The sequence below is a fragment of the Saccharospirillum sp. genome (assembly GCF_039982735.1).
GTDB lineage: Bacteria > Pseudomonadota > Gammaproteobacteria > Pseudomonadales > Natronospirillaceae > Saccharospirillum.
In genome coordinates this window covers 19268-36888 of sequence record NZ_JBDWXV010000001.1, presented here as the reverse complement: position 1 = coordinate 36888, position 17621 = coordinate 19268, and the positions used below count along the sequence as shown (strand labels likewise).

14 protein-coding genes are annotated in these 17621 nt (G+C 55.2%); 12 read left to right on the top strand and 2 right to left on the bottom strand.

Going from position 1 to position 17621, the window contains the following annotated elements:
• Positions 1-63: 63 nt before the first annotated feature.
• The 9 genes from ABJT94_RS00145 to ABJT94_RS00105 all read left to right on the top strand — a co-directional run bounded on the left by ABJT94_RS00145 (position 64) and on the right by ABJT94_RS00105 (position 12986).
• Positions 64-1929, top strand: a complete 1866-nt coding sequence (locus ABJT94_RS00145) for a methyl-accepting chemotaxis protein (protein WP_348476750.1) — start codon at positions 64-66, stop codon at positions 1927-1929.
• Between the two features lie 121 nt (positions 1930-2050).
• Complete coding sequence (locus ABJT94_RS00140) at positions 2051-3805, top strand: IucA/IucC family protein (protein ID WP_348476748.1); 1755 nt, start codon at positions 2051-2053, stop codon at positions 3803-3805.
• Between the two features lie 14 nt (positions 3806-3819).
• Positions 3820-5058: a type III PLP-dependent enzyme gene (locus tag ABJT94_RS00135; RefSeq protein WP_348476747.1), complete on the top strand. Its 1239-nt coding sequence runs from the start codon at positions 3820-3822 to the stop codon at positions 5056-5058.
• Positions 5055-6527, top strand: coding sequence for a DHA2 family efflux MFS transporter permease subunit (locus ABJT94_RS00130; protein WP_348476745.1), 1473 nt, complete (start codon positions 5055-5057; stop codon positions 6525-6527). Before ABJT94_RS00135 ends, ABJT94_RS00130 begins: the two co-directional genes overlap by 4 nt.
• Positions 6524-8404: an IucA/IucC family protein gene (locus ABJT94_RS00125; RefSeq protein ID WP_348476744.1), complete on the top strand. Its 1881-nt coding sequence runs from the start codon at positions 6524-6526 to the stop codon at positions 8402-8404. The genes ABJT94_RS00130 and ABJT94_RS00125 overlap by 4 nt, the downstream gene beginning before the upstream one ends.
• Entirely contained in the window at positions 8385-10328 is a 1944-nt protein-coding gene (locus ABJT94_RS00120; RefSeq protein ID WP_348476743.1) for an IucA/IucC family protein, read from the top strand. The genes ABJT94_RS00125 and ABJT94_RS00120 overlap by 20 nt, the downstream gene beginning before the upstream one ends.
• A 62-nt stretch (positions 10329-10390) precedes the next feature.
• The gene (locus ABJT94_RS00115; protein ID WP_348476742.1) at positions 10391-11338 is read left to right on the top strand and encodes an iron-siderophore ABC transporter substrate-binding protein; all 948 of its coding nucleotides are present in this window, start codon (positions 10391-10393) and stop codon (positions 11336-11338) included.
• A 57-nt stretch (positions 11339-11395) separates the two neighbouring features.
• Positions 11396-12010, top strand: coding sequence for an RraA family protein (locus ABJT94_RS00110; RefSeq protein WP_348476741.1), 615 nt, complete (start codon positions 11396-11398; stop codon positions 12008-12010).
• Positions 12011-12332: 322 nt separating this feature from the next.
• Positions 12333-12986, top strand: coding sequence for a transporter substrate-binding domain-containing protein (locus tag ABJT94_RS00105; RefSeq protein ID WP_348476740.1), 654 nt, complete (start codon positions 12333-12335; stop codon positions 12984-12986).
• Between the two features lie 41 nt (positions 12987-13027).
• Here ABJT94_RS00105 and ABJT94_RS00100 read toward each other — a convergent pair whose 3' ends face one another.
• Positions 13028-13570 (bottom strand): outer membrane beta-barrel protein, encoded by a 543-nt coding sequence (locus tag ABJT94_RS00100; protein ID WP_348476739.1) that lies wholly within the window; start codon positions 13568-13570, stop codon positions 13028-13030.
• Positions 13571-13795: 225 nt separating this feature from the next.
• Between ABJT94_RS00100 and ABJT94_RS00095 the strand changes: the two genes are divergently transcribed.
• Positions 13796-14893 (top strand): AraC family transcriptional regulator ligand-binding domain-containing protein, encoded by a 1098-nt coding sequence (locus ABJT94_RS00095; RefSeq protein ID WP_348476738.1) that lies wholly within the window; start codon positions 13796-13798, stop codon positions 14891-14893.
• Here the strand turns inward: ABJT94_RS00095 and ABJT94_RS00090 are convergent.
• Positions 14890-15384 carry an NYN domain-containing protein gene (locus ABJT94_RS00090; RefSeq protein ID WP_348476737.1) on the bottom strand — a complete coding sequence of 165 codons (495 nt, stop codon included), beginning with the start codon at positions 15382-15384 and terminating at the stop codon, positions 14890-14892. The genes ABJT94_RS00095 and ABJT94_RS00090 overlap by 4 nt on opposite strands.
• Positions 15385-15798: 414 nt before the next feature.
• Between ABJT94_RS00090 and ABJT94_RS00085 the strand changes: the two genes are divergently transcribed.
• Together ABJT94_RS00085 and ABJT94_RS00080 are read left to right on the top strand one after the other, a co-directional pair.
• Positions 15799-17277 (top strand): DUF4331 domain-containing protein, encoded by a 1479-nt coding sequence (locus tag ABJT94_RS00085; protein ID WP_348476736.1) that lies wholly within the window; start codon positions 15799-15801, stop codon positions 17275-17277.
• Positions 17278-17286: 9 nt separating this feature from the next.
• The gene (locus tag ABJT94_RS00080; RefSeq protein WP_348476735.1) at positions 17287-17538 is read left to right on the top strand and encodes a hypothetical protein; all 252 of its coding nucleotides are present in this window, start codon (positions 17287-17289) and stop codon (positions 17536-17538) included.
• The last annotated feature ends 83 nt before the right edge of the window (positions 17539-17621 follow it).

Below are 17621 nucleotides of genomic sequence, written 5' to 3'. Positions count from 1 at the left end.
TCAGCCGCTAAATAACAGATCACTGACATTTCGCACAGCTCGGCCTTCAAGAACGGGATAACTATGATAAACAACCTGACCTTCCGCATGAAACTGTCCATTCTTCTGCTAACCGCGCTGATCGGGCTGGCCGGGCTCTATGTCGTCGCGTACCGCGGTATCGAATTACAGCAAAGCACCAATAACCGGCTACAGGAACTTAACCGGCAATCCAGTCAGCTCGATCAGCTGACGCTTCAGGCCATGCAGATTGGTGATCGAATCTCCCGTTTGTCGCCCGCCAATCGCGATGCGGTGGTCACCGATGTGAATGCCGAACTCGAACGCCTGGCCAGCCTGCGCGCTCAGAGTCTGGAACTCGACATCGGCCTGCAAACGTTCTTCGAACAATTCGAGCGCTACCTGAACGCGGTGTTGGCCAGCATTGAACAGGCGGCTGTGGTTGGGCTGGATGCCGACTCAGGCTGGAATGCCACCCTCAACGCCGCCCGTGACGCGATGAACGAAAGAGCCGGCTTTATGACATTCGTTCAAGAGAACATGGCCGAAATCAGTAATCTGGAAGTCGCCTATGTGAACAGCCCGACAACAGAGCGGTTTGAGGCCCTCAGGGTGGCCTACGACCGCTACATCGAGCAATTGGCGTCGAACAACATGGAAGAACCGTTCGTCGAAGTAAACCAGAACTACCTCGCCAGCCTGGAGGGCCACTACGAGCAGGCTCGCCTGCTCACACAAAGTCGGGATACCATGGCGGAAGCTCTAACGGCCATGCGCACCGCTCAGCAATCGGTAAGAGAAAGCCTCAACAACCTGATTTCCGAGGCCCGGGCCAACGCCAGCGAAAGCTCCCAGACTGCTCGTACCCTGCTGCTCTCAGTCAGCTTGCTGATGGCACTGGCCATGCTGGTGGTTGTCGGCTGGATCACCCGAAGCGTTAAACAGACATTGACTGGCATCACCACCGATCTGAACCGGGTTCGCGATGGCGACCTCAGCGCCCGCCTCCCGGTCAACGAACGCCGCAACGACGAGTTCGATGCACTGAGCCGTGCCGTTAATGTGATGACCGAAGGGCTGGGCTCCCTGGTCCGGCAGGTCGCCGACTCGGCCCAACACTCTGCGACTATGATGGAACAGCTGACCCACGAGACCCAGCAGCTCGATCAGAGCAACCAGCAAATTAACGACCAGGGCCAGTCGGTCGCGGCCAGTACTGAGGAGATTTCCGCAACGCTTTCTGGTATCGCTGACGCCACCAAAACCCTGTCCCGACAGGTTGCACAAACACTGGCGTCTGCGAGCCAGGGCACTGCTACACTGAATCAGGCGGTCACCGGTCTGCGGGAAACGTCACAGGTTGTTGCTAACATTGAACAAAAACTGAACCAGCTAAATGCCCTCTCTGCCGACATCGACTCGGTACTGGACATGATCAACAACCTGGCCGGACAAACCAACCTGCTGGCATTGAATGCTGCCATCGAAGCGGCCCGTGCAGGGGATGCCGGGCGCGGTTTTTCAGTGGTCGCCGATGAAGTACGCCAGCTCGCTGAGCGCACGGTGGAAGCCACATCCCGCATCAATGGCATTGTCGATGACATTCAGGGGTTCACCCGCGAAGCCATTAGCGTTACCGAAACCGGCCGCACCCATCTCTCCTCTGTCGAAACCCACAGCGAGGAAGCCGAGCAGGCCATTCAGAAAATTGAAGAGGATGCGCGCCAGGGCACCGTAGCCGCCGACCAGATGCTGCACTCGGTAGAGGAAGTCGACAAGGCGGCGCGTCAGATCAGTCGCGACATGGAAGGTGTTGCCACCAGCATCCACAGAGACAGCGATGCCCTGCAGCGGGTACGCAGCCAGGTAGAAGAGGTATCAGGGCACCTGTTGGAACTGGATGGAAAAGCAGCACGGTTTACTGTTTAGCGGAAATTGTCTACTGAGTCTCTTTTACGAACATTCCTAAGATTATCTTCATGAACTGTATTGAGAATCATTATCATTAAATGTAGTGTGTGGGCTCTTCTCGGACAAGGAGCTCCTTCCGATGATGAGTCATCACACCCAGGCGGACATACTGTCCATCGAAGCCTTACTCAATTGTTATCTCAGGGAAGTAGCACTGCCCAACCAATGGTTGTCGTTTCGGCACACGCCGAGACAGGGTTATCTGGCGGAGCTTTCGTTGACAACTCAACAGCGCTCTCTGTTTTTTTTCGTTCATTCGGTATCCATTACCAGCAACTATCACTATCTCAGCCTGCCATCCCACCAGCCATCAGGCCCCAGGCTGGGCCTGTCGGAGCTTGCGGATCTTTTGCTGGTGGAGCTGTGCCATCTCGAACATCAGACCGATTACTCGGAATTGCGGGAGCAGGTACACTGCAGTCGCAGTGTTATGGCCGATATTCTGCGGCATTCCCGCCCCGGGCCTTTGTCGAATGGTGTGGTGAACGCCTTCGTTCAAAGCGAACAGGCGCTGACGGTCGGGCATCGCTTTCACCCCACCCCCAAAGCCCGTCAGGGAATGAGCGAAACAGAACTACACGCCTATTCCCCTGAGCATGGCGGACGCTTCCAGTGGCATTGTTTTTCCATACCGCTTGACCAACATTATTTAACCAGGGGCAAACCGGACCTGCAGCGGTTTATCCGCGATCAGTGGATGCCGGAACTACCCGCTGCAGCCGACAGGGCTTTGCTGCCGGTACATCCCTGGCAGGCGCTTTTCCTGAAAAAAGATGCGCAGGTTCAGCAGTGGCTGGCAAAGGGGTTGCTGCTCGACCATGGGGCCAAGGGTCTACCTCTGGTGGCCACGTCATCGCTACGAACCTGCTACCACCCCGAATTGGATTTCTTTGTGAAGGGGTCGCTCCATCTCCGGTTAACCAACTGCGTTCGCAAGAACGCCCTCTATGAACTGGACACGGCCGTTATTCTTAGCGAAATACTCCACGATACGTGCGAACCGCTGAAGTTCCACGGCTTCAGCATAATGCGTGAACCGGCCTATCAGGCACTGAATCAACAAGGTGGCGCCAGCCGTTTTATGATGGAAGGGTTCTCCTTTATCGCGCGGGAAAACCCCATCCGCGATGAACGGCTCGGGCATCGCCCGGTCATGACGGGTGCCCTGTTTTCACCCCGGCCCAGTGTCCAACCGTTAATTGTGGAAGAGATTTCAGCCGCCTGCAAACAGCTGAAAACCAGCTATTTCAATACAGCCCTGCTGTGGTTTAACGCCCTGTTGGAAGTCATGGTTGAACCTACGTTACGGCTTTATTTTGAACAGGGTGTCGTACTGGAACCTCATCTGCAAAATGGCTTGGTCGGGTTAAAGAATCACTTACCAGTTCACTATTATTATCGGGATCTCGAAGGCACCAAGTTGTTGCCCGAGCACTGGCCCGAACAACGCTTGCCCACGCTATCGGACCAGGCCCGGCAAAGCCTTTTTTACGATACGGAAAAAGGCTGGCAGCGAGTCTGCTATTGCCTGTTTCTAAATACGCTGGCGCAAGCAATATTTTACATCAGCGGTGATGATGAGCTGCTGGAGCGCAGTTTGTGGCGCGCTGTCGCTGAACACCTGGATGACCTCTGTAGCCGCCTGCCCGAGGGGCGAGATCGCATTCAAGCGCTGTTGGCGTCCGCCTATTTGCCGAACAAGGCCAATCTGTTGGTGCGTTTTCGCAAGCAGGCAGACCGCCAGGCAAACTATGTCATGACCGCCAACCCGATCAGTCGGGCGCATGCTGAACGCGTGCACCATTCGCCGCTGGAACTGGATGAGGTGGTGTAATGGAGATGAATGATATGCCACCTAATCCACTCATGGTTCCAGAGCCCATCGCAGCCTGTGCTCGCCGCCTGGCTGAACAGGAAGCCGACCCGCTGGCTGCCTTTATTTATGATCTGGACGCGCTCGAAACCCATATCCAATGGCTGCGTTCTCACCTGCCAGACGGTGTCGACTTGTTCTACGCGATCAAGGCCAATAGTGAACCCGCTGTGCTGCGCACACTGGCACCCTGGGTTGATGGGTTTGATGTATCGTCCGGCGGCGAAATTCAAAAATTGATCGAACACGATATAACGCAGCCGTTTATTTTTTCCGGCCCTGGAAAACTGGACAGCGATTTTCGCTTGGCACTGGAAGCCAGAGTGGAGCAGATACACCTTGAAAGTCACGATGAGATTCAGCGTTTGAATACCATCGCGGCGGAAACCGGGCGTCGTCAACGGGTGCTGATCCGTGTCAATCCAACGCTGCCAGACGCCTTGTCGACCAAGCTTGCCATGGCCGGTCAGCCGACACCGTTCGGCCTGGAAGAACGCCAGCTTACCGATGCAGTGATACAAGTAGACGAAAGCGAGTATCTGGAACTCTGCGGTTTTCATGTTCATGCCATGTCGCACCAGACCGATGTATACCGCCATCTCGGCTTGCTGGACAGCCTCCTCGACAAGTGGCCGATCTGGCGTGCTCTGGCTGAAGAGCCGGCCAAGGTCACTCAGTTGAATCTGGGAGGAGGCATGGGCGTGAACTACCAGGGTATCGACCAGTTCGACTGGCCAACGCTGTGCTGGCATCTTGCCCGTCGTCTAGCCTGGCTACCGGAGCCACCGCGCATCCGCTTCGAACCTGGTCGTTTTGTTACGGCGCACTGTGGTTACTATGTGATGCAAATCATCGACCTCAAGCACAACCATGGTGAAGACTTCGCCGTCTGCCGTGGAGGAACGCATCACTTTCGTTTGCCTGTAGCGCAAGGCCACAGCCACCCGGTAGTTCATTTACCGCAGAATGCCTGTGAGGGCGAAGCGCGACCCTTAACCGTGGTAGGGCAACTGTGCACCCCCAAGGATGTGTTGGCACGTGGTGTGCCCATGGTAAACCCGCAGCGGGGTGACTTACTGGTATTGCCCATGGCGGGGGCCTACGGCTACAACATTTCCCATGCCGATTTTCTGTGTCACCCGCGACCGGTACAGCAGTTTATCCGGCCCGGCGCGCTCCGGGTTAATGACACCCTGGCACTGGAGGCGGTATGACCACCAGGGCGCGAAAACCAACCTGGGTGCTGTGCACAGTCATGCTGGGCACGGTCACCGTCAGCCTGAATAACAGTGCATTAAACCCGGTGATTCCGGTATTCATGTCGACCTTCGACATAGGCCCACTGTGGGCAAGCTGGGTGATGACCGGCTTCATGCTGAGCATGGGTATCACCATGCCGATCACTGGTTTTTTGGGTAATAAAATCGGCAAGCGACCGCTGTATCTGTTGGGCCTGGCCGGCTTTGTTACCGGTTCAACACTGGGTGCCCTGGCGGACAATATGGCGCTGGTGGTCTTGGCACGGTGTGTTCAGGGCGTGGCAGCTGGGCTGATGATTCCCCTCTCCCTGCCACTGATCTTCGAAGCCTATCCCAGAAACGAACGTGGCCGGGTCACGGGCCTTTGGGGCACGGTGGTCATGCTGGCACCGGCGGTCGGTCCGGCCGTGGGCGGTTTGTTGCTCGAAGTGTTTTCCTGGCCAGTGTTGTTTCTGATGAATATACCGGTCGGGGTGTTGGGTTGGATGATGGGTTATTACAGCCTGGTATCCCCTCCCGATGAAAACACACCCCGCTTTGACGGCCTCGGTTTTGTACTTTCCGCCGTGGGGATTGGCGGTTTGCTAATGGCCCTGAGTCTGCTGACCGGTACTGTTTACTCATTATTGGCACTGTTGCTTGGCCTATCGGCGCTGTTGTGCATGGCTTTCTTTATACGCCATCAATTGCATTGCAAATATCCGCTACTGAATTTGCATCTTTTTGCCGAACCAGCCTATCGGCTGAGCGTGATCATCGTCGTGGTTCAGTCCATTGGCATCTTTGGCAGCCTCTTGTTATTACCGCTGTTAATGCAGAACGTACTGAATTTCAGTGTGATGAACACAGCCCTGGTATTGGTAGCAACGGCCGTCATGTCCAGCCTCTTTGTCTCTATCGGCGGTAAGCGGCTGGATGCCCGTGGTCCTCGCGGGGTGGTCAGTGTTGGGTTGGGTTTGACCGCCATCGCAACGCTGGCACTGGGTCAGCTGCAGTCGGAGGTCACGCTCTGGGTCATCCTCGGGCTTACCCTGGTTCGCGGTGCCGGTATCGGGCTGTCTTACATGCCTGTCACCACGGCAGGGCTGAATGCTATCCCCGAACAGCTGGTCTCCCAGGGAGCCGCCATGAACAACATTCTTCGGCGTGTTAGCGCGGCTACTGTGATCGTCGTTGTTTCGCTTTTTTATGAGTGGCGCTCTTTCGCACTTTCATCTCAGGGGTTTTCGCCGCAGACCAGCGGGCTGATGGCGATCAACGAACTGTTTACCCTCATCGGCTTGCTGTTGCTGGCCACTCTGCCATTGGCATTGCGCTTGCCAAACCCGCGTGCCGAGCCCGTCGCTGAAGACCCCAGCTCCTCGTTAACCACCCCGCAAAGGAATGTCGGGACGAAACATACTGCACAAAAGGTATTGCCATGACTGTATTGAACCCCATCGAAAACCTAATTGAACCTACCGTCAATCAAATCGATACGGTGGCATGGGTCGCCGCGTTGCGTTCGCCTCATCTCGCTAACGTAGAGCAAAGGGTATTGCGCCAGCTCATTCAGGCCCTGGTGTTTGAAGAGGTACTCGATTACGAAGACCACACCCGACACTCAGACTCCCGCCTGGTGGTGTTAACCGGTACCGATGCGAACGGGCAAAAGGTCCGTTACCTTGCCGAAGGCGAATTCAAGGAAAGCTACGGGTTGTTGCGGCTGAGTCGGCGGCCGGTGATGCGGGTAGAAAACGGGGGCACCCCTTGCGAAGCCTCACTGACGGATTTTTCTGCCGACGTGCTGGCGGCCCTGCCGGATACAACCCGCCTCAATGCGTTCATGAACGAATTGACCCACACTCTGGTAAAAGATGTTCAGGCGCAGGCGACCGCCCTGCCTGGCACCCTGACTGCTGACCAGCGCTACTATGATGCCCTGGAAGGGCATTTAATGGATGCTCATTCCTATCACCCCTGCTACAAATCACGCCTCGGTTTTTCGTTGGCGGAGAACCAGCGCTATGGTCCGGAGTTTCAACAGCGCCTGCCGTTGTACTGGGTGGCCCTGCACAAAAACAAAACGCGACTAAACGCCTCGGAATCGCTGGATTCCGATCAATTTCTCCGGTCGGTTCTGGGTGACCACGACCTGAGCCGCTTTGAGACGCATTTGAATGCCCTAGGCAAGAACAGAGACGACTACCGGCTGATTCCCGTTCACCCCTGGCAATGGAACGAGCGCATCGCGACCGAGTTTTACCCCGAACTGGCAACGGGTGATCTGATATGGCTTGGGCAAGGGCAGGACGCCTGGCGCGCGCAACAATCCATTCGTACCCTGGCCAATGCCGATTACCCGGAAAAACCCTACGCCAAAGTGTCACTCGGCATTACCAACACCTCAACCAGCCGCATCATGGCGGCCCATACCTGCCTTAATGGACCGGTCATCACAGATTGGCTGCAACGGTTGATCGGGCAGGACCCCATTGCCCGGGATATGGATTTTGTCATCCTGCGGGAAGTGCTGGGCGTAACCTGCGATTACGAACGCCTGCCCGCCGCGCGGCGGTTAAGTGCCTACGGGCATTTGGGTGTGGTGTGGCGTGAAAGCCTGCACACCTACCTGCGGCCAGGTGAGGATGCCATCCCGTTCAATGGCCTGAGCCACCAACAGGGTAACGGCGAACCGCTGATCGAGCGCTGGATTGAGCGTCACGGGCTGGAAGCCTGGACGCGGCAACTGCTGACAGTAGCCGTAGGGCCCATCATTCATATGCTGTTTGGTCATGGCATTGGCATGGAATCTCACGGGCAAAATATCATCCTCATTCACGAAGATGGCTGGCCCAAACGCATCGCTCTGAAGGATTTTCACGATGGCGTTCGGTACTCCCGTGATCACCTCACCCACCCGGACCAATGCCCTGAGCTGTTTCCGGTGCCACCCACCCATGCACAGATCAACCCCAACTCCTACATCCTGACAAACGATCTGAATGACGTTCGCGATTATTCGCTGGATGCGTTCTTCTTTATCGCGCTATCGGACGTGTGTTTGTTTCTTAACGACTGCTATCAGTTACCGGAAAAGACGTTCTGGCAAATGACTGCCGAGGTTATTCATGACTATCAGGCGGCACACCCGGAGCACCGGGAACGCTTCGAATGCTTCGATGTGTTTACCGGGTGTTTTGAGATCGAAGAACTGACCAAACGCCGGTTATTCGGCGATGCTCAGCCGCGCATCAAAACCGTACGCAACCCCCTGGCGGCCTATAAAAGGAGACAGCGCAATGACTCTCTCCAAGCATGATTGCCAGCGTCTGGCGCAACAGCAGGTTATGCAGGATTTACTGGAATGCTTGTGGTCGGAAGGTTTTTTCGACGCTGAAAACACCGCGCTCGAACCACCGCTGCATTGGCAAAACTGTCACATGGAAGCTCGCGAGGCAGAGGAAAAATGGCCCATTGAACAAGTATGGACCTGGCATCCCGAACATCCGGTCATCAGGCAGGTATGGGTACCTGCCCGGCCCGGCATTGCACAGGCGTTACTGAGCGTTGCCGGCGCGCCGGTCTATGCGATGACTCACAGCAGCCAGATTAAAACCCTGAATGCCATCGATATGATGACGCTGGTAAACGAAAGCCTCGGCGACCGAATGCCCGGCAGCCCGAAAGGGGTCGAGTTATTCATAGAGGCATTGCAGCACACCCTGGAACAAACCACCTGGTCTTATCGACACAACATTTCGAAAACCGGTCTGTTGTCGCGTTCTCCGGGTCAGTATTTCCAGGCCATGGAACAATGGGGCGCGCTACGGGACCGCCCTTACCACCCTGCTGCAAAAGCCAAAATCGGTTTAAACCAGGCGAACTATCACCACTATGTGGCAGAGTTCGACCAGAATATTTACTTGAAGTGGGTGGCCATTCGTCGCGATCATCTATTGGTGAGTGAGCCAGTAGATGCCCATAACACCAGCCCGGCAGAGTATCTTCTCAACGACCACGAGCGAGCGGAACTGGACCTGGAAATCCAGGAGCGCGGCCTGAAATATTACCTGGCCATTCCGGTAATGGCCTGGCAACTCGACCAGGGGTTGCCGGAAGCCTTGCAACACGAAGCGACCCACAAACACTGGGTGCCCCTGGCGTTTCAGGGGTTGGCAATGAAATCGACATCGTCCGTTCGCTCACTGGCGCCGCTGACGGAAAGTGCGAATTATCTGAAACTGCCTATGAGCCTGTACTCGCTCGGGTCGTCGCGTTATTTACCGGCCGTAAAAATGATGAATAGCGTCATCGCCCAGGGGCTGCTGACAAAAGCGATAACGCTGGACCCGGTGCTCGAACACCAGGTGTTTTATTGCGACGAATCACATTGGTGGGCTTTCATGCCGCCCAAGGGCAGCCTCTTTGACGACTATCCGCGCCACCTTTCCGCCATGGTGCGACGCTACCCCGAAGCATTGCTACAGGACCCGGAATGTCGCCTGGTGCCCATGTCCGCGCTTGGCACCCTGTTACCGGACCATCAGGATCATTGTTTTGACCACTGGCTCGAGCATCGCCGGCTACCCGGCACGGAAAGTTCAGTGCTCGGCCTCTTTCAGGAAGTCTGCGACACCTTTCTGGAACTGAATTTACGCCTCTTCCGGCTGGGCATCATGCCCGAAATACATGGCCAGAATGCAGTGTTGGTGTGGCGAAATAACCGGGTGGACGGACTACTCCTGCGGGACCACGACTCACTGCGCCTCTTTGTTCCCTGGCTGAACCAGGCGGGCCTTGACGACCCGGTCTTTTGTTTAAAAAAAGGCGTCGCCAATACGCTCTATCACGACACCGCCGAAGACCTGCTGTTTTACCTGCTCTCGCTGGGTATTCAGGTCAACCTGCGGGCCATTATAGACACCCTGGCACAACGCTATCGCATTGAAGAAAAGCGACTCTGGCTAGCGCTGCGCTACAGCCTGATCCGGCAAATTGACCGGATAGCGTTTTCCGCTGAAGCCCGGGAGTTGTTGCACCGGGTTTGCTTTGAGCAGGAGCACTGGCCACTCAAGCTCTTGGTTCGGCCCATGCTGGAGCGTGCCGGTGGCCCCGGCAGCATGCCCTTTGGCAAAGGGTGGACGGTTAACCCGTTGAAGCGCTTGGGTACACCGCCTGACGCAACCGTTGCACCTAGTGTGCAGGCAGACATCAAACCGGAGAACATCAGCGACCCCGCTTGATATTTGATAATGTAAATATAAATCATTATTGTTATCGAAATGATCAAAAGAAGGATACTGTCATGCGACTTGTTAAACGCATTTTTCAACAACGAACCTTGTTTGCCTTCCTGGCTGGCTGGTTAACACTGGCCGCCGCGACCCAGGCGGAAGAAACAACCCGCCAGGTGGAACATGCCCTGGGGGTAACCGAGATTCAGGGCACGCCAACGCGCATCGTAACCCTGTACCAGGGCGCTAACGACACCGCCGTTGCATTGGGCGTCACCCCGATCGCGTTGGTCGATTCCTGGGTTGAAAAACCCATGTATCATTATTTGCGGGATGATCTGGCGAATGTTCCCCATGTAGGCCTGGAAACCCAGCCTAACCTGGAGGAAATTGCCAGACTTAAACCAGATCTCATCATCGCCAACAAAGCGCGGCATGAAGACATCTACACCCTGCTCTCCCAGATCGCGCCCACGGTTGCCGAAGATACTGTTTTCGATTTCAAAGGAACGGTTCAACTGATGGGGGAAGCCCTGAACAAGCAAGCCGAGGCAGACCAACTATTGGCTGACTGGAACCAGCGGGTTGCCACCCTGCAGACCGAACTGCAAGCCCAAGTTGGCGACCAATGGCCACTGCAGGTAGCGATCACCAATGTCCGCAATGATCATTTACGGGTCTATCTTGAGGACAGCTTCGCGGGCACCGTACTGCACGACCTTGGATTCGAGTTTCCGCCGATGTCTGCACAACGTACCTGGGGAGTAAAGCTGAACAGCAAGGAAAATATCCCCAGTATGAACGCCGATGTGATGTTCATTATTTTCCAGTCGCAGGACGGTTCAGTGCATGAGAATTACCAGGCCTGGTCCGATCATCCTTTATGGCAGACCCTCGATGCTACTCAAAACAACCAGGTCTATGACGTCGATCTTGTCGCCTGGTTGATGTCCGGCGGAATTATCGGTGCGAACAATATGATGGACCAGCTCTATACTCACTTCGGTATTCAAAGCTGAAATCCTCAGGCTCCCGCATCAGACGGGAGCCTTCTTTTTTGAAAAGGTCACATGCCTATGCAAACCTCAATCCTCTCCCGGAAACTGGTCGATACCTATAGGGCCATTGCCACCTCCACACTGGGACACATCACAGACACCGGTTACCTGAAAGGCATCACCGCCCAAACGCCCAGCAAACGTCTTATTGGCCGGGCTATCACCGTAACGCTGCCCCCGGTGGATGGCAGCATGATCCGGGAAGCCCTTGCCAGTGCCCAACCAGGCGACGTACTGGTTATTGATATGGGGGAGGATACCGACCGCGCCTGCTGGGGCGAACTGCGCACTCTGGCCGCACTTAATAAACAGGTGGCGGGTGTGGTTACCAACGGTTGCGCTACTGATATTCCAGCGTTGAAGCAGCTGCATTTTCCGGTGTATGCGACCGGTATCAGTGCCATCACCACTCGCCCGGTCAATGGCGGTGGGCATTTGAATGAGACTGTTCGCCTGGCAGATACCGTCATTGAGCCCGGCGACCTCGTTGTCGGCGATGCCGATGGCCTGTATGCGCTGTCACCTCAGGCTGCCTTGGAACTGGCCCAGCCGGCCCTGGCAAAACAGGATTGGGAAGCCTGGTATCGCCAGGAGCTGGTAGCGACGGACATGGCAGGCGCAGAACAGGCGTAGCCGCAATCAGTGTTCACTCCATTCTTGTACTGAACAGCTGTTGCAGCGCCATTATTTCAAGGAGGCGCTGTTATTCGAACACGCCCAGGCACTGGTTGCTGCGCAAAGACCGCAGCAGATACCCGTCTCAAAGGTTTTCGAACGCGAAATTATGGTCGGTCGTGCTGCACCTAGACCCGAATAACCCAAATGTTATTACTTTCTGACGCGGCGTAATAAAAGTGCATGTAGCCCTTCAACGTACCGGGTGAAGGCACACAAAGTGGGCGAAATGCGGGACATCTGCTATGGTTCGAAGAGCTTCGAAAAAAGTGGTAGTCAGATGAACGGATTCGAGCTAATTGGCGTGCTAGCCCTTTCCGCAACAGCTACGGTACAAGCCTATTCCATTGCAGTAACGGATGCGAACGCAGGCGCCCTCTCATATCACGACGGCCAGTTCACGGGCCACCTGGCGCCGCTTTACCAGTGCGCGATCGACACCGTAGACCAACCTTTCACCGTATCAATTCTGCCGCAGGTCAGAGCCCTGCGCATGCTTCAGAATAGCGAAATCGACATGGTCGTGCCCATGGCCCAATCGGGTGAACGGGACGACTATGCCTACTTCGCCACCCCCCTGTTCACCGTTCGGTACTTGCTGTATACCCTTCCGGGTGCTGCCTTGAAGAAAAGCGAACATAGAATCCAGATTGCGGTTAACTGGTCCAGTGCATCCATTGTGCTAATTGAAGCCCTTGGTCACGAGGCTATTCCGGTTGACCACCATGAACTGGCCATCGGCATGGTCAGGCGGGGCCGGGCCCATGGCGCGGTCATACCCGAGTCCACCGCTGCCGCCATGACCGAAGAACTCGCCGGGCTGGTACCGTATGAGTATGCACAGTTGCCGGGAGGGGTATATGTGAATAAACACAATACCAGCCTGCAAACAGCCTTCAATATGGCCATTCAGGAATGCCGGCCGGCACCCTGAGTCCATTTTATCAACCCCAGCCTACAGCTCTTTATTTCAGTTTAGAATGACCACCCCAACGATACGCCGACATGGCGCACCTCCGCTGACAGCTGCGTGGCGTGCAGTTGCACATCGATGGCGGGGCTGAACTGAAAGCCTGCGCCCGCGCCGAAACTCAGGCTGACTTCAGGGTCGTTTTCGTCAACCTCGCAATCACCCACTACACAGGTCTCTGCTTCACTGGATAGCACCACGGCGCCGCCTCGGCCAAGCATAAAAAACCGCTCACCCAAGGGCAGAAGATAAACGGCATAAGCCCCGGCGCTCAATGCATAAAAATCCTGAAACCCAACCGAATTACCTGAACTGTTGAATACTTCCTGCTCGGCATAGACAACCGAATGGGTGACTTCACCCTGAAGTGCAACCGAAGGGGTCAGATACACAGAATAGTTCAATACCAGACTGCCCCCAGGGTCTTCATGATCCTCGACATCCTGATAGGCGTAGCCAACCCCAATTTGTTGCTGCGCCATCGCGGTGACGGCCAATGACAAGAAGGCGATACTGCGGAACAGGAACAGGCACACTTTAGTTTTCATAGGTTGAATCCTTTTATTCTTCTCTTACATGAAAAGGCGGTTTTTTGCGTGTAGGCCTTTGATCTTAAAGAGCTGCGGTTCGTTTCTCGTGGAATGGCGTTGCAGTTTTCGGGAAATCCGTTACATTTTTCAACGAGGGCTGCCAACAATAGCCAGCGAACGGACTGGCGCAAACCCTAATACCGCACGATGGAGCTGAGTGAATGTTATCCGGGTTACTGAAGAATGAGTAGAATCCAGCAAGTATCGGCCATTGGCACCATTGAACTGGCACGCCGACTGAGAGCACACGGGCTAATCGACAACGCATCCATTCGGGCCATCGACCCCTCCTTGCTGGAGAGCGTGAATAAGCTTGACGCTCAGGGCGACGTGACACACACCTACGATGCCTTCTTCCCCGAATCCTGGATCATTGCGCTCTGGCAGGAAGCGCAGAAGAATCACCCTGAGAACCCCACCGGTTTCCTGATCGGAAAAACCATCGTCCGGGATGCCTATGGCGTGCTGTCAGGGTTAATTCGCTTCAGCGATACACTGGGCCAGGCAGTCACGACTTACCTGCAAAACATTCAGTACGTCAATGAATCGGAGCAGTGGCACTATTCAAAGAATGGCCGCCAGATTACCCTGGCATTCAGCTACCCCCGGAACAAGCCATACCCGAGTAACGCAGTCGAACGAAGCATTACCGCCATGTATGCGATGGGGTGCTACTTACATGGCAAAAAGCTCCCATTGCACAGCGTGCAATTTCAAAGAAAAGCACCCGCATACCAAGCGCTTCTGGAAGCCTATTTCGGGTGTAACGTAGCATTCTCTGCATCCTGTAACTCGCTCATTCTTCCCGCTGAGGTAATGGACTGGCCACTCCAACCCCCGTCTGCTTTGCTGGACACATCGCTGACGCAGGGGAAATCCTATCTGACAACCCTCTTGAGAATGAGCTTGCAAACGAAGCTCAACGAAAAAGCTGACACCCTGCTTACGCCAACCTTCACCAACAGAGTCACCACCTTGCTCTGGGAGGACATGGCGCACTACAGCAACAGCGACCATGTCGCTTCAGCCCTGCACCTGAGTCGTGCAACCTTATATAGAAAGCTCAACCAGGAGGGCACAAGCTTTAGTAGCATCAGGGATGCGATTCGGGCCGAGCTAATGACTCAACACAGCGGCCTGAAAGCGACTGAACTGTACGAGCTACTGGGGTTCAGTGATGTGAGCTCGTATTACAAAGCGAGAAAACGAGCACAGCAGACGGATTACGTGACCGTCAAATCAAGAGGGGACACGGGCGTCGGGCCTGAGAGTTCCAATTAAAGCCTCCAGCCGGACACTGGCAGCAAAAGCTCACCGTCAATGGGCATGAAACGACTGGCGGCTTGTACCAATGACCGCGCTGTCAGACCGGGAACACCATAAACATCGACCTGCACACCGCAGTCTCGCCGAACTTTCTCCGCCAGCAAGCCAAAGTCGCCATCGCCTGAGACCAGCACCACACGGTCTACCATGGGCGCTACCGTCATCACATCAATGGTTATTCCTACATCCCAATCGCCTTTCGACGAGCCATCCTGGCGCTGAATATAGGGTTTCAAGCGCACCTTAAAGCCAATAGCACTCAAAATGTTCTGAAACTGCCGTTGTTTTTCATCCCCACGATCAATCGCGTAGGCGAAGGCCGCTACTACCTCGTGACCGGCTGTGGCCTGGCGCCAGAAGCGGTTGTAGTCGAACCGGCGACCATAGGCCTCCCGGGTGGTGTAATAGACGTTCTGGACATCGACGAACAGGGCGATCTTACTCAATGGAAAAGTCCTAGGGCGCGTAACCGGGCGACCCGACAACCATAACCGAGTCTCTGCAAAAAGTCGCTGCTGGGTCTTTCAGGCACATGCTGTTTACAAGGCTTCTTTCTTTGCCAACAGGACACCTGAATCCGGAGCAGTGCAATTTTACCAAAATTTCTTAGCGCGGATTCCAAATAGACGGGGTTACTCGGCTCACAGACCGGACACACTGCCTTGCACCGTTGTAACGTACCCACTTACTTGATGCTACTGCGTCAGCGTAAATTTCAGCAAGCCAACACCACGATACGTTCACTTAACACGTCTGGATGCAGGTCCTAAAAAAAGAAAAAAAATCGCCTATCTATTGCATCCCAACTCGTGTCCCACTCGTTCAACCCATGCAACCCACCACGAACAAGTGAGAGAAAAATGAACAAACATCTCAAACACTGCACCCTGGCGACGGCCATTGCAGGCATTTGCCTCACCGCTTCCGTGAGCCACGGTGCCAGCCACCGCGAAGCCCCTTACATTACTGAAATACCCAAAGTCGATGCGTCCGACTTTTATATGTTCAGAAGCTATGAAACCGGTCGTGAAGACTACGTCACGATGATCGCCAACTACTTGCCCTTACAGGACGCCTACGGCGGCCCAAACTACTTTGACCTCGACTCCGATGCCATCTACGAGATTCACATCGATAACGATGGCAATGCTCAGGAAGACATCACTTTCCAATTCAAATTCACTGACGTAAAGACCGACTTGCAACTCGACGTCGGAGAGAGTGGTGCTACTAAATCGGTTTCAGTGCCATTGAAAAACATTGGCGCCATTGGGCCGGGCGCGATGGATACCGACAATGTGCAGGTTCGTCAAGAGTATGAAATCACCGTCATTCGAGGTGACCGTCGTACAGGCATGCATGAAACGGTGATGAACAGTACCACCGGCACCACCACGTTTAGAAAACCACTCGACAACATCGGTGGCAAGTCGTTCACCGACTATCAGGCATATTCCGATGCGCACATTTTCAGCATGGCGATTCCCGGCTGCACTGTTGACGGCAAGGTATTTGTTGGCCAGCGCAAAGAAGCGTTCGCCGTTAACCTGGGCGAAATATTTGACCTGGTCAACACCAACCCTCTGGGTGCCCGTGATGGCGAAGGTGCGGGTGACCTGGCCGACAAGAACGTCACCTCACTGGCGATGGAAGTACCCACCGCTTGCCTGACCGGCGACGCTGCCACCAGTAACGACGACCCGGTTATCGGCGCCTGGACAACCGCCAGTGTGCGCCAGGCGCGTGTGATCAACCCCGAGCCCATGGCCAATGATCAGGGTGCAACAGTCGAAGGCGGTGCCTGGGCACAGGTATCTCGCCTGGGTATGCCACTGGTAAACGAAGTGGTCATCGGCCTGAAAGACAAAGACGCGTTCAACGCCAGCGAACCCATGAACGACGGCCAGTTCATTGACTACGTTACCCACCCGACCTTACCGGAACTGGTGGAGATTTTGTTTGGTGTTACCGCACCGAATAATTTCCCCCGGCAAGACCTGGTCACGGCGTTCCTGACCGGCGTTCCCGCCGTCAACATGCCCGTTGGTGGTACTGCCTCTGAAATGCTTCGCTTGAACCCCGCCATTGCAGCGACCGACGCCGCAAGCCAGAGCGACCTGGGTGTGCTGGCAGGCGACAACGCAGGCTTCCCGAATGGTCGTCGCCCAATTGATGACACGGTCGACATTTCATTGCGAGTCGCCATGGGCGTACTGGCCGATGCCGCCGATGCACCGGATGGCCAGCTGGACTACACCGATGGTGTGCAACTGGATGCCAGCGAACTGCAAACCACCTTCCCTTACCTCGCGACGCCACTGGCAGGCTCGCCCAACTAAGGAGTTGCCATGAAACCCATACTCAGTGCAACCGCAGCCATGGCGTTCAGTCTCGCGCTATTGGGGTGTGCAGACAGCGGCTCGTCGATGCAGATGAGCGATAACGGCAACGATGCCGACAGCTCAGTAGACTTTACGGCGTTTGTGATTTCTGAAATCAATAATACGTCTGAAGGGCGCGATGCCACGGCCATCAACGAGATTGAGTTCAACTTCAACGACCAGGGCAACGAGCAGGCATTCGCCGAATTGTTCGAGTAACACGCCCTGCTGTCAGACAATAAAAAGCCGTCGCTCGCGACGGCTTTTTCGTTCTTTCCGTTCACGTAACACTCAACCTATCG